12 protein-coding genes and 3 pseudogenes are annotated in these 11,525 nt (G+C 42.4%); 2 read left to right on the forward strand and 13 right to left on the reverse strand.

Annotated elements, in window-relative coordinates; genetic code table 11:
* A partial coding sequence (locus tag AB4263_RS22495) for a hypothetical protein (protein ID WP_102333048.1) occupies positions 1 to 321 on the reverse strand: 321 nt, incomplete at its 3' end.
* 38 nt (positions 322 to 359) lie between these two features.
* Positions 360 to 716, reverse strand: coding sequence for a hypothetical protein (locus tag AB4263_RS22500; protein ID WP_102333047.1), 357 nt, complete (start codon positions 714 to 716; stop codon positions 360 to 362).
* A 795-nt stretch (positions 717 to 1,511) separates the two neighbouring features.
* Between AB4263_RS22500 and AB4263_RS22505 the strand changes: the two are divergent.
* Positions 1,512 to 1,613: pseudogene (locus AB4263_RS22505) on the forward strand (IS5 family transposase); the annotation flags it as partial.
* A 77-nt stretch (positions 1,614 to 1,690) separates the two neighbouring features.
* Here the strand turns inward: AB4263_RS22505 and AB4263_RS22510 are convergent.
* The 5 genes from AB4263_RS22510 to radC all read right to left on the reverse strand — a co-directional run bounded on the left by AB4263_RS22510 (position 1,691) and on the right by radC (position 6,470).
* Complete coding sequence (locus AB4263_RS22510; protein WP_102333044.1) at positions 1,691 to 2,638, reverse strand: Rpn family recombination-promoting nuclease/putative transposase; 948 nt, start codon at positions 2,636 to 2,638, stop codon at positions 1,691 to 1,693.
* 390 nt (positions 2,639 to 3,028) lie between these two features.
* The gene (locus AB4263_RS22515) at positions 3,029 to 3,901 is read right to left on the reverse strand and encodes an alpha/beta fold hydrolase (RefSeq protein WP_102333043.1); all 873 of its coding nucleotides are present in this window, start codon (positions 3,899 to 3,901) and stop codon (positions 3,029 to 3,031) included.
* 16 nt (positions 3,902 to 3,917) lie between these two features.
* Positions 3,918 to 4,427, reverse strand: coding sequence for a GNAT family N-acetyltransferase (locus AB4263_RS22520; RefSeq protein WP_102333042.1), 510 nt, complete (start codon positions 4,425 to 4,427; stop codon positions 3,918 to 3,920).
* A gap of 3 nt (positions 4,428 to 4,430) precedes the next feature.
* Positions 4,431 to 5,603, reverse strand: a complete 1,173-nt coding sequence (locus tag AB4263_RS22525; protein WP_102333041.1) for a MerR family transcriptional regulator — start codon at positions 5,601 to 5,603, stop codon at positions 4,431 to 4,433.
* A gap of 381 nt (positions 5,604 to 5,984) precedes the next feature.
* Positions 5,985 to 6,470, reverse strand: a complete 486-nt coding sequence (radC, locus tag AB4263_RS22530) for a DNA repair protein RadC (protein ID WP_102333040.1) — start codon at positions 6,468 to 6,470, stop codon at positions 5,985 to 5,987.
* A 108-nt stretch (positions 6,471 to 6,578) separates the two neighbouring features.
* Here radC and AB4263_RS22535 point away from each other — a divergent pair, with 108 nt between their 5' ends.
* A complete protein-coding gene (locus AB4263_RS22535; protein ID WP_154724059.1) occupies positions 6,579 to 6,728 on the forward strand; it encodes a hypothetical protein in 150 nt (49 codons plus the stop codon).
* Between the two features lie 299 nt (positions 6,729 to 7,027).
* On the opposite strand, the gene AB4263_RS22540 is transcribed toward AB4263_RS22535, so the two are convergent.
* The 6 genes and pseudogenes from AB4263_RS22540 to AB4263_RS22565 form a co-directional block, all read right to left on the reverse strand.
* Positions 7,028 to 7,345, reverse strand: coding sequence for a hypothetical protein (locus AB4263_RS22540; RefSeq protein ID WP_102333039.1), 318 nt, complete (start codon positions 7,343 to 7,345; stop codon positions 7,028 to 7,030).
* A gap of 8 nt (positions 7,346 to 7,353) precedes the next feature.
* Positions 7,354 to 7,863 (reverse strand): hypothetical protein, encoded by a 510-nt coding sequence (locus AB4263_RS22545; protein WP_102333038.1) that lies wholly within the window; start codon positions 7,861 to 7,863, stop codon positions 7,354 to 7,356.
* A 489-nt stretch (positions 7,864 to 8,352) separates the two neighbouring features.
* Positions 8,353 to 8,559, reverse strand: coding sequence for a hypothetical protein (locus tag AB4263_RS22550; RefSeq protein ID WP_372050199.1), 207 nt, complete (start codon positions 8,557 to 8,559; stop codon positions 8,353 to 8,355).
* 63 nt (positions 8,560 to 8,622) lie between these two features.
* Positions 8,623 to 9,393, reverse strand: a pseudogene (locus AB4263_RS22555) (EAL domain-containing protein); the annotation flags it as partial.
* Positions 9,394 to 9,414: 21 nt separating this feature from the next.
* On the reverse strand, positions 9,415 to 10,782 hold the full coding sequence (locus AB4263_RS22560) for a PAS domain S-box protein (protein WP_102333035.1): 1,368 nt from the start codon (positions 10,780 to 10,782) through the stop codon (positions 9,415 to 9,417).
* Between the two features lie 329 nt (positions 10,783 to 11,111).
* Positions 11,112 to 11,432, reverse strand: a pseudogene (locus AB4263_RS22565) (lytic transglycosylase domain-containing protein); the annotation flags it as partial.
* Between the last annotated feature and the right edge of the window lie 93 nt (positions 11,433 to 11,525).

Consider the following 11,525-nt stretch of genomic DNA (forward strand, 5'->3'; position numbering starts at 1 on the left):
ATACCCTTCGAGCTTTTCGATACAATCACAAATGTCATTGGTATAGAAACACTCGTGATTGAATAGCTCACGGCGAATGATCGCTTTTTTACCATTCTCTTCGATGTCTTCGGCGATCCCTTCTTGAGCAATAGAATCTAAACGGGTCATTAATTGCTTCACATTATCAACAGGGCAAATTAAACCCATACCTAACGACGCATATTTCACGCCCTCTTTTTTTGCTTCATCGAACTGCTTATTAGAAAAAGCAAAGAACGCCCCCGCCTCATTAAATGCTTGCGTTTGTTTGGCTTGAATATAGTGAGAGAGATATTTCATGACTTACTCCTTACGTTAATACAAAAATATCCCAGTAATTAAAACTGGCAAGGGTGAAACGAAAAGAGGGATCTCGAAGGGGTTGATACATCCTTCACAATAAAATTGTCAATTAAGTCCCCTATTTTAAAGTGGTGTAAGATACTCTTCTCAACCTCAGCCAGAGTGGATGAGTAGAACTTAGAATCACGCGGAGTAAATCCCGCGATTTTGAGTTCAGCTAAGGTAATGTCGCTACACGGCGTAAGAAAAAAGCCGGGCGCGTATTCCTCTGTACGCTGAGGAATACGCAGTAAAGAGATATCATTTTTTGGTGAGCTTTCGTGCCCAGCGGCGAAATGCTGGTCGCTGAGCATCAATGTAGAGAGAGTTGGGGTTGAGTTTTGTTGTGCCATGAGGAGTTTCCTTTCTGTTTGAGTATCACTTTTATGGAGCCGCTTGGCTGACCAGACCTCAAACAGGGTTCTTCTCTGCAGGGGCGCGCAGCGTTTATTTACCCTTGTAGAGAAGGTTCTGATTGAGGATGGTGAACAGCCTGCGAGCACCATCAAGAGATGCGAGTCGAAAGGAAAATCGGCACATAAGAAAACAAGCCCTTACTCGACCTTAATTGAAGCCAGTGAAAGGCAATAAGGAGGCACGACGAAGCGCAGCTACGCAGTAGCGGAGGCGTTGGATGATTGTTCGCAGGCACTTGATGTCACATCGAGCTTAATCGATATCAGTGGCATAAGTTATCGCGAGAGGGGTGAAGCGACGGAATGAGCCAACCGAAGGGAGAACGCCCAATATTTAAGTTTAATACGTACTTTATAGGTTGATTGGCGTTAGAAAAAGAACCGTCCGTACTCAATCTTCAAAGGTAAGCGTTCGAAGGCGGTTCAAGTCAAATATAGCAATAAATCTAAAGGGCTGTTCGCCGTCTAGCCATTAACTCAATTAGCCCCCACCTTTTTGGTCAGGGAGAGTGAAAAGTGGAAAGTGGAAAGTGAAAAAGATTGATGCAAAGAAACGCAGAACATAGCAAAAGCGACACTTAGCTGTTCATGTCGATATACTCGAAACCATGAGTGTGGAAGTCAGTTTTGTTGCGCCATGAGGTTCTGAAAAAGAAAGGTTTACCTCATTGAGAGCACCTCGAAAGAATGCAAGGCGTTGGGAAGAGAGTTACTCAATAAATGAAGCGGAAAAGCGCTAAAGCGAGTTTGATATATTACAACGCTCAAATAGGTGAAATGATAGTAAATGTCAAAACTATGAACAAAATTATAGCTCTAGGTATGCCAGTTAGAAGCCCACGGTTAGCCATAAACGATGTAGCTTTGTCTCCAGGCAGATTTTATCAACACAACCCTTTATGCTTGAGCGGCTAATGAGAAAGTTGTGCTAGTTCGTCTGTATTCAATCCCGTGACATCCATAATGGTTTGTTGATCTAGACCATTAAGCAGCATCTTACGCGCCATCTCCTTGAGTGCTTCTTGGCGACCTTTTTCCTCACCTAATTGTATACCTTCTTGGCGCCCTTCTTGGCGCCCTTCTTGGCGGCCACGTTGCTCGCCTTGTTGGCGCAATTGTTCTGCAATAGTCATAAGTGTTTCCTCGTGTTTCGGTACTGATGAGACCAGTGACGTAATTAACGCTTCTAGGTTATTCGTTTCACCCACTTGGAGTAGGTAGCTCATCAATGACTGTACTTGCTTATCTGTAGTGTAATCGGTTAAGAGCAATGTGACCAGAGGCTCAAAGAAATCCATGATATCACGATGCCTTGCGTGCTTTTGTACAAGCTCAAGTAACGCGATGCGGCGATGCTGCATTATCTCATCATCGGAGATGACCGTAACATCGACCAATGGAAAATCTTGAGTATAGAGAGCCTTAGCCATCTTAGGGTTAGCAAACCCTTTTAACCAATTCATTTCATATGGGTAGGGCGAGACTTGGCCATGGTAAAACTGCAAAGGTATCACCAAGGGTAAGTGCTCATGACCCGCTTCAATATGCTGTTGCATGGCAGCGATAGCGTAACGCATCAGTCTGAACGCCATGTGTTTATCTGGTCGACTCTGGTGCTCGATTAACGCGTAGACGTACCCTTCCCCCTGAGACGTTGTGAGAGAATAAAGAACATCCGAATAATAAGGCCGTAAACTTTCTTCAATAAAGCTGCCTGATTCGAGCTTTAAGGTCGTCAAATCACAGATTTCACGCAGCTCAGCAGGTAGGTGAATATCCAATAAGTCCTTAGCGGTTTCAGGATGAGTGAGAAACTGCTTAAAGAGCGCATCATGTGGCGTTGGCGTGGTCTTTTTCATACCGTTACCTTAACACTAAATAAGTCAAATCAGTACTAGGATAAAAATTCTGCACCACGTTGGTTTCTTTCTACACATCAATTTAGTTCATTTACTCTAAGTGATCTTTGCCCCTTTATGAGTTGATGAGATTTTCAGCCGATACATTTTAACCCTAAACTTACAGGTTCCCCCGCGTGGCAGAGAGTAAACGAGCGATGCACGAAAACTCCCAGAACTGTGCAGAAAGGGTATCTTCGTATCCAAATGTTTAGAGTGCATAGTTATGCAAAACTGCTTGAAGTCATATGCCAGAAATAGAAAAATGAGTTAGAGAATTCACTCTAACTCATGCAGTTCAGGTAAAGAAAAGTAACTTGAAGTCGGTAGGAACTAACCTAATTGATCAAACTACTTAACAGACTTAACAGCTTCAAAAAGGATCTTGTTGAACTCATGAGGTTTTTCTAGCATCGGAAAATGTCCAGATTCCTCAATGTAATAAATGCTGTAATCTTTGATATGTTTCTTGTTTTCTGCTGAGTTAGTTGGCCATAATCGAGCGTTCACTAGCACAACTGGCACGTTGATACTCTCATAGACGCGATATGACTCACCACTTACATATTGGCCTAAATAATTACGAAACTGATTAATCGCGATATCTTTAGGGGCTGACGCCATATCTTCTTTAACCCAATAGAGTAACTCTGGTTCTACGCTCTTCGGTAATGAGTCTTTTACAAATGCCGCAATTCCGCTTTGAAAATCGTCTTCAAAAGGCTTCGTCATCAGGTCAAGATCATCTTGTGAGAACTTTAATGCCACATTTTGTGAGGTATCAACACCAATAACGCCAATAACTTTGTTCGGCATTAACTTCGCAGCTTCTGCGATGACTCCACCACCCATAGAGTGTCCAACCAAGATGGCAGAATCTATACCTTCTTTCTCAATGACTGCTTTAATATCATTTGCGAAAGAGACCATGGTGTACTCTTCACGATTGAATGACGAATTTCCATGACCAGCTAAATCAATAGTAATAACTTGGTATTCTTCTGAAAAATAACCGATTTGATTTTGCCAGAGCCTGCTATCCAGACTCCAACCGTGAATAAATATTAGTGATGTTTTGCCACTCCCGTTAACGCTATATGCAATTTTTTCAGCGTCATTTGATATAGCAATACCAAATTTAGATGCTGGGTTATTCTCTAAAGCATTCGCGCCATTTAATGACATGCATAGCAGAAATGTAACGGTCAGAATAAAACGTTTCATAATTTCTCTTTACTTCTTAGTTGTTAAAGAAAGCAGAGTGATAAGCAACTTCGCCAGTCGGAATATTGTTGGCTAGCGATATAGCTAGGAAATACTCTGATGGGACACCTGGAAATGTAAGGTTTGGCTGTGACTCAAAGCCAAATCGGCCATAATATTTTGGTTCGCCGAGTAACACTACACCCTCAATACCTTGTGTTTTAAGTTGTGATAACCCTTCACGAATAAGTGCACCACCGATACCTTCACCTTGACGCTCTGGCATCACTGATACTGGGCCTAAGCCATACCAAACAGACTCCTCGCCATTAATAAGAATCGGTGAAAAGGCAATATGACCAATGATGCCAGTTTGATCTTCACAAACTAGAGATAGTGATAATACTTTTGCATCACGTAGTTTATTGACGATCAAGTGTTCTGTTGGTTTAGCACCTGGTTCATGGTGTGGATGGTTCTCAAACGCTCGATAAATAAGTGTTTCAATTTCTGTAATGTCTGAGTGATTTTCAGCTCTAATTTTCATGTTTTAACCTTTGTTTTTTAGTACAAATACTTGGTAACCATATTGACCTGAGTATTGCTCGTGTATCTGTAGTTCTTTGCGTAAATCATTGAGTGTATTAGAAGAAAAATCTTCATCTTCGACCTGAGTGATCTTTTGACTCAATGGATCCAGATAGTTGCGCCACGACTGTTCACTCTGTGTAAAGCTCTCTATAACCTCATAGCCTGCTTTCATCATCTCTTTGATTCGTTGCTCGCTCGTCGCCATGTCTGGATAGTTTTGTTGCCAAAACTCTATGGCTTCGGCATCTGGGTTATCGGTCAGCCAAACCAAGTCACTAATAACTAAGTAGCCATTACTCTTAAGAAATGGTTTCCAACCTTTGAGTGCCTGCTTGACTCCCATGATATAAGCACTGCCTTCTGACCAGAGCACATCAAATTGCCCCCGATCAAATGGCATCGCTGTCATGCTGTCACAAATCGTTGTTACTCGATGTTCAAGAGAATGGTCTTTAACCTTCTCTTTAAGGCAGCTTAGGCAGTACTCATCGTTATCGAGTGCCGTTAAATTGAAGGCTGAATTTTTTGCCAGCAAAGTGGTTGTGACTCCTTTTCCACAGCCAATTTCTAGCGCATCGCCCGACCTAATAGGTAAAGAGCGTAATGCTTTGAGAGAGTCACCTTCATCACCAGGCCCCAGCCGATCTAACCCTTGAAAAATAGCTTCAAAATCAGCCATGTATTGTTCATGTTCATTCATATCTTTCGAAATCCACTTTAGCCTCAAGGCATTCTTTTCACTGAAGCCTTGTTTCATTAACCATTCTAGATGTGCTGACGGAGCTTCTTTTTCCATTGACTGGTGCCACTCCTTCATAGAGTTCATGCCAAGCATTGAGGAAAGAAGCTCTCTTGCTTTTTGTTTTTGGGCGATTTCTTCATCCAATACATTAAGCCTATGGAGTAGCAGCTCTCTGTCGATTTGAGCCTTTAAGCATGCTTGGCACTCTTTTAGGGTTAGTCCGCCAGCTTGTAGTTGCTGTAATAGTTTTACACGTTGAACATCTTTGTCTGTATAGCAGCGATACCCATTGCTTTGTCGTTTGGCTGAAATCAAACCAAGCTTCTCGTAGTAGAGCAAAGTGGAGCGGCTCAATCCAACTTTTTGTGCCAATTCAGAAATACGGTACATGGGGTTTCCTCTCATCTATGAGCGAACTATAAACTATGAAGCTTTAGACAGGTCAACATTTATTTTGGCAGAAACTTGAAAATAATCTTGGTATTCAGAATGGTTTCGAATAGCGGTCAGAATCACCATACCAGCTTAATTTTGCATGAAATCGGCATTTATACGCACACACTCACTTGGAATTCTTGTTGCGCAACGGAAGGAACTGTCCATTTCCTTGCAAATAAATCACCGCTATATACGGTGGTCGTTGACGTTTTGGGACATGAAAAGTTATCTGAAGGGTAGATTCTGCCCGAAGATCGTAAAACATCTTTATCCAAAAATGTGTTGAAGGGTAGTCTCCTACCCTATTTCAATCAGCGGCCATAAGCCGCTTTTTTAAATCCAGCCTCGCTCAGAAAAAGACACCACACACTCAAATGAAACCACAAAGTGGTCCAGTACTCGGATATCAACCAATGCCAACGCATCCGTCAGTTGACGGGTAATGCGTCGGTCAGCTTGACTTGGGGTGGCGTCGCCACTTGGGTGGTTATGATAGAGAATAACCGCACTCGCGTTCGTGGCCAGCGACGCTTTCACGACTTCACGCGGATAGACCGAAGCGGCATTAACGGTACCGTAGAACATCTCTTTGGTGCGCAACACTCGATGTTGATTATCGAGGAAGATAATCCCAAACACTTCAGACTCACAAGCGGCCAAGGACGTTTGGCAGAACGATTTCACCAATTCAGGCGAGGTTAATGGCGTTTGTTCTGAAATAAACAGTTTGGATTTGAGAATGCTTGCGGCCTGGTCAAGGATGCCCTTTTCTTCTGATGTGAATAACGAAACATTTGAGTATTGAACACGTGCTGACATGATATTTCCTTTCGGTCTTGGTGAGCGTCTGACTGTCCGTACCCAGTTGCAGGTTCTGTAGCGCAAGGGCGCGCAGCGGCGAAGCCTCCCTGGCGCGAGGGTTCTCAAATGGGACGGTTTAAAGGAAGTCGCGACAACAAGCCAAAAGGACAGCCTAAGCCAGTACCTCAGCCCAAAGCACGTCGCCCAGTTAGAAAGGCCCCTTCCCCACCAAGAGGGCGCCCTGCTGGTTACTCGACTTACGCCACTCGATATTAATGCCGGCTCGTGACAAGCGTTTTTCCCGGTTTACTTAACTGGGTAATAACACACCGAATGTTCGCATCCCCCTCAACCAAGGACTCCCCCTCCGACGCCGCGCTCATATTTGTCACAAAAGGGCCTCAACACGCACACTCGATAACCTTTGTCACTTAAGGCAAGACCGAACAAGGCGTTGCTCGTCGAAAAACATAACCCGTTTGAATGCCGCTAACGGCTAGAATATCGAAACAAAATCCAGACACACTAATGACCTTCTCTTATGAGTGTTTGTGACGTTACACAATAAGCAGACTTCAGTCGTCATACAGAGAAGAGAGTAAAGCCTTTGCCGACTCGCGATGCTCGGAGGTGGTTTCTATCGTCCTTTCTGCTTTTTTTGCGTAGGCGTAGTCTTCTCGCATCTGCTTAATGGTGGTAGTGTTATCACACACACTGATACTCACCCCCTTCCCTCGGTTGCCTTCCTCTAGTATTAACGAGTCGGTATACCCAAACTCATTCACCAAAATCTCATGAATTTTGACAGCCTTAACCGTGGATTCAAAGTCAGTTGAATTCACCCAAATCACGTGCATGGAAATGTCAGCGGATACTGTAGAACGAACAACCATATGACCCCCTAAGCCCCAAAACGCACATCAAAACAAAACCCTGAGCACTTAAACGTACCCTCCCCAGTGGTCACAAAGCGCAACGCTGGAAACACAGACCCGTAAGTGGTGTACAGAATGATGTGATCCGCTCGCTCATGAAGAAACCATTCCCCAAAGCCAGCGCCATTTAATTCGATGAAAAAGTCACGGATTTCATGGAAAGCAAAACGACGTGACACCAATTGCGGAAACTGCTGCTTGATAGCGTCAACGAACCCTTGGTCTTTTAACGCGGCGATATCAGCCAGTTGCTCTGGCGACTGACGACGACTGAACATTTTCAAACGCTGGATTTTGGAAAGAAAATCAGACTTTCTTTTCGTCTCATCACGACACTTTTTGATTTGATAGCGCAACTTCAATACCGCCAAAGGACTAGAGATATCATTTTTTGGTGAGCTTTCGTGCCCCAGCGGCGAAACGCTGGTCGATGAATTTGAATTAGGGAGAGTTGGGGTTGAGTTTTGTTGCGCCATGAGAGTTTCCTTTCTGTTTGAGTATCACTTTTCGGAGCCGCTTGGCTGTCCGCTCTCTCAATATCGTTCTGCTTTGCAAGGGCGCGCAGCGGCGAAGCCTCCCTTGAAAAACAGGTTGTGGGGAGAGACGGTTAACAGCCCGCGAGCCCGAAAGTGAGGCGAGTGAAAGAAATCAGCGCAAAAGAAAACAAGCCCTTATTCGAACTTATTCAAAGACAGAGAGATCAACGAGGAGGGAACGACAAGGCGCTAAGGCTCTTAGGACAGTCAGGGCCTAGCCCGCAGGGTGCCCCTAAAGGCAACATAAGAATCGTGATAAAGACACGTTTAAAGTGTTTGTCTTTAAAATGAGAACAGGCTCAGATGTGTGAACAAAACTCTCGCGTTTCATGTAGACCAATATTGGAAGTTAAGTCCGCGCCAAGGTTCTTTAAAATGGCTACTCATCAAATCAAAGCTAATGGGCGTAATAAAAAAGCGAAAACGTACTTATTGTGCATTCAAATAATGGATCATATTAACAGTGTCAATCATACCCACATAGTCTCCAGAATCGTTGATGACAACCCAAGGCAAAGGAATATGGTTCCGAATTTTCTCATGGATTTCGCTCGCGTTTATTGTTTCGTGAACACAGGTAATCAATGGTTCCATCATCGCACTCACCACTTTATCCAAAGAACGATACTCTTGCATCGTTTCTCGGTCAGTGCCGAGTGTGGGCGTAGCATGGAGATTGTATTTTTCCTTGGTTAGGACGCCCACACACTGCTTATCAATGATTACGGGTAAAACATGAACCGAATTACGGTCAAATAAGGCTTTGACCTCTCTTAAGGTGTGAGTGGGAGATAACAAAGGAGGAGTAGTAAATAACACCACGTCTTGAATTTCTGGCTCGACCAAGTCACGGAGCTCCTCTCTATCGTTGATTTCAGCTGAGAGGAGTTTAACTGGTAGGGGTTTTGCGAAATAAAACCCTTGTAAATAGTCCACTTTAAGGTCTTTTAATATATTAACTTCTTTAATACTTTCAACACCTTCAGCCACCACTTCTACTCCTAAAGTATGAGCAAGTTGCGTAATCATTTTAACGATGTAGTAATTATGAGAGCCGAAAACGAGATTAATAATAAAATCCCGGTCGATTTTAAGTACATCGAAGTTACCATCTTTCAAGTAGGAGAAAGAAGAATATCCAGTACCAAAGTCATCAATAGCTATCTTTACCCCTTTTTTACGTAGCTCAAACAGCAGATCACTGTTCTTGTTTTCATTGCTAAAGTAGGCTGACTCTGTGAGCTCTACGGTAACATAAGGGAGATGCTTACGATGTTTTCTGAAAAGCGACATCAAGTCTTTGAAGAGGGACTTCACTGGTTTATCTGAGTTCAAAGACACATTAATGGTGATCTCGACTTCATTGCCATATAGTTTAACCAGTTGATTTCGTTGCTCCATGGCTTTATCTGCTACGGCCAAATCTAACTCAGAAACGAGACCCATATCTTCTGCAATCTGTATCATTTCCTGAGTCTCTAGGTGCTCGCCTTAGCTGTCTGTAAATCGACACAATGCTTCGAGTTTACAGACTTTAAAACTTTTGGTTGAAATAATAGGTTGAAAGAAAACCTGCATAGCCTTTGCCTTAACCGAATACCTCACTATTTCTTCTAACACCTCGCGTCGTTTGACTTTCTCATGAAGGTTTCGGTTATAAAAGCATATGTTATTATTAGAAGTATGCCTTTCATACATCGCTTGTAAAGAGTGAGATATCATCTTGTGTGCATTATTCGCATCCAATCCAAGTACTGATACACCAATAGTGCCTCCCATACTTCGTTGATATACTTCTTTGTCCATTCTTGTTTTGATTTTCTTAAAGCGTTCTCGAATCGCTTCGAAGATAGAAAGCGAGTGAGGTTTAGCTTTGTCATGCTTATAAATGATGGCAATTGTAAACACAGTCTTTTTAATAAAGCCTGCCGTACAGTCACTTTCATGGTACGCGAGCGCGCTTGCAAGTTGTTTTTTTTCATCAAACTCCAATGTTTCATCAAACTTTGGTACAAAGGACAGTAGTAACATCCCTTCGCTATCTTTTAGTTCAGCCTGTCCATTTTGTACCTTAGCCAAAAATTCTTCTTCACCGGGCAGTTGAGTCAATAACTCAATACCGCCATGTTCAATACCAGCAACGCGGTAGAGTTTACTCGATAAATCTAAGGTAACCCCCAAGTAATAGGTGTTGCCTTTTAGAGACTCTAACTTCTGGATGAGTAGCTCTTGAGGCTTGACGTTCCCGGATTTGGCTTTACTTAAAATGAGACCGCTCCAATAATCGTGTTGGATAATTTCCTTCCACATGTTGCTAAAGAACGGTGCTCCGTGCTTGCCAGCATTGAAAATAGACGTCTTTTTACCAAGAAGCTCCTCTACTTTATAACCGGTTGATTTCTCAAAGTAACTATTGTAGGCAACAATACGGGTGTGTTTGTCCGTCACCACAATAACGTGATGGTGATTTTCAAATATTTGATAAAAAAAGGACGATAAGTCTTGTTGAGTTGGAGACAAGAGCATAGGCATTATCATACCTGCGATCAGATTTTCAGTGATTTTTTTTACGGATACTAAACTCAGGTTAACGTTAGAGCCTCGCGTGACTATGAATGCTTTAATGGGATCTGGCTCCTCCCCTCTTTTTACTTGTAAGAGCATCTCAGAGACTCGGGCTTTATTAGAAGGTGAAAACAGATCTAGAAAATGTTCGATAGCAGTCACGGTGCATGTGACCCCCAAGACTTCTTGTAGATCACATGCATCGATAGTTAAATTATTGGTATTCACTTGCCACGTAAAAGAAATCTCCCTTTTTTGATGAAATTGGACAAATTCATTTTTAACTAACTGCATAGTTGAGGCCCATGTGGTTAACGGTTTACTACTTAAAACTATAGAAGATTTTTAACTATTTTCCTTTTAATTTAAGGATATGGTGTTATTCATGAACGTGGCAGGTTGATTATTGAAGAGTACAAACAAGGCAGTCATAGAGCGTTAAACATCTTAGCGAACAACGGAAATAAATATGATACTTATCACAAATTTTCATGAGCGATTATTAGTCACGAAATAGTTAAATAAGCTTGACGTTTTCTCTCCTATTGCTGTCCACTGACGTAACTTCATATTCATTAAAGCTAGGCGAAAACAGTTGTTTGTGTGCATCTCAATACATTTGGGCTAGCAAAGTTAGAGCTTAATACCCACGCTCCTAATGAAACATTAAAACAAGGTTCGTAGACATTGGTTTCATTGACATTAAATTCAGCCAGTCGAGGAAACCAACTAGAGTTAATTTGCATGAGTTCAAAATCACGACTGGTTACTTGACCTTTTTTATTTTGGTTTTCGTTATAAGCATTAGGATCAAGACTACTTTCAACTTGTGCTATCGATCGCAGCAAATCTGGATCAACATTATAATGTTGTCCTGCTTCATCAAAACAAAACGAATACCCGACACTTGGAAATACCGACAATAATAAGATTAGTTTTTTCATAAGCTAAAAAATGGAGTCCAAAGGAACTCCATTATATCGCGTGAATTGACGTCATCAATATTCATTAGGGAGTAAATCGTAGTGCAACTACGA

Source organism: Vibrio sp. 10N.261.55.C5, from assembly GCF_041470505.1.
GTDB lineage: Bacteria > Pseudomonadota > Gammaproteobacteria > Enterobacterales > Vibrionaceae > Vibrio > Vibrio crassostreae_C.

Excerpts from the sequence above, each read along its gene's own strand:
- AB4263_RS22540 (WP_102333039.1), bottom strand. The coding sequence starts at position 7,345 with ATGGTTGTTCGTTCTACAGTATCCGCTGACATTTCCATGCACGTGATT.
- radC (WP_102333040.1), bottom strand. The coding sequence starts at position 6,470 with ATGTCAGCACGTGTTCAATACTCAAATGTTTCGTTATTCACATCAGAA.
- AB4263_RS22515 (WP_102333043.1), bottom strand. The coding sequence starts at position 3,901 with ATGAAACGTTTTATTCTGACCGTTACATTTCTGCTATGCATGTCATTA.
- AB4263_RS22545 (WP_102333038.1), bottom strand. The coding sequence starts at position 7,863 with ATGGCGCAACAAAACTCAACCCCAACTCTCCCTAATTCAAATTCATCG.
- AB4263_RS22520 (WP_102333042.1), bottom strand. The coding sequence starts at position 4,427 with ATGAAAATTAGAGCTGAAAATCACTCAGACATTACAGAAATTGAAACA.
- AB4263_RS22535 (WP_154724059.1), top strand. The coding sequence starts at position 6,579 with ATGGGACGGTTTAAAGGAAGTCGCGACAACAAGCCAAAAGGACAGCCT.
- AB4263_RS22510 (WP_102333044.1), bottom strand. The coding sequence starts at position 2,638 with ATGAAAAAGACCACGCCAACGCCACATGATGCGCTCTTTAAGCAGTTT.
- AB4263_RS22525 (WP_102333041.1), bottom strand. The coding sequence starts at position 5,603 with ATGTACCGTATTTCTGAATTGGCACAAAAAGTTGGATTGAGCCGCTCC.
- AB4263_RS22550 (WP_372050199.1), bottom strand. The coding sequence starts at position 8,559 with ATGCAAGAGTATCGTTCTTTGGATAAAGTGGTGAGTGCGATGATGGAA.
- AB4263_RS22560 (WP_102333035.1), bottom strand. The coding sequence starts at position 10,782 with ATGCAGTTAGTTAAAAATGAATTTGTCCAATTTCATCAAAAAAGGGAG.
- AB4263_RS22500 (WP_102333047.1), bottom strand. The coding sequence starts at position 716 with ATGGCACAACAAAACTCAACCCCAACTCTCTCTACATTGATGCTCAGC.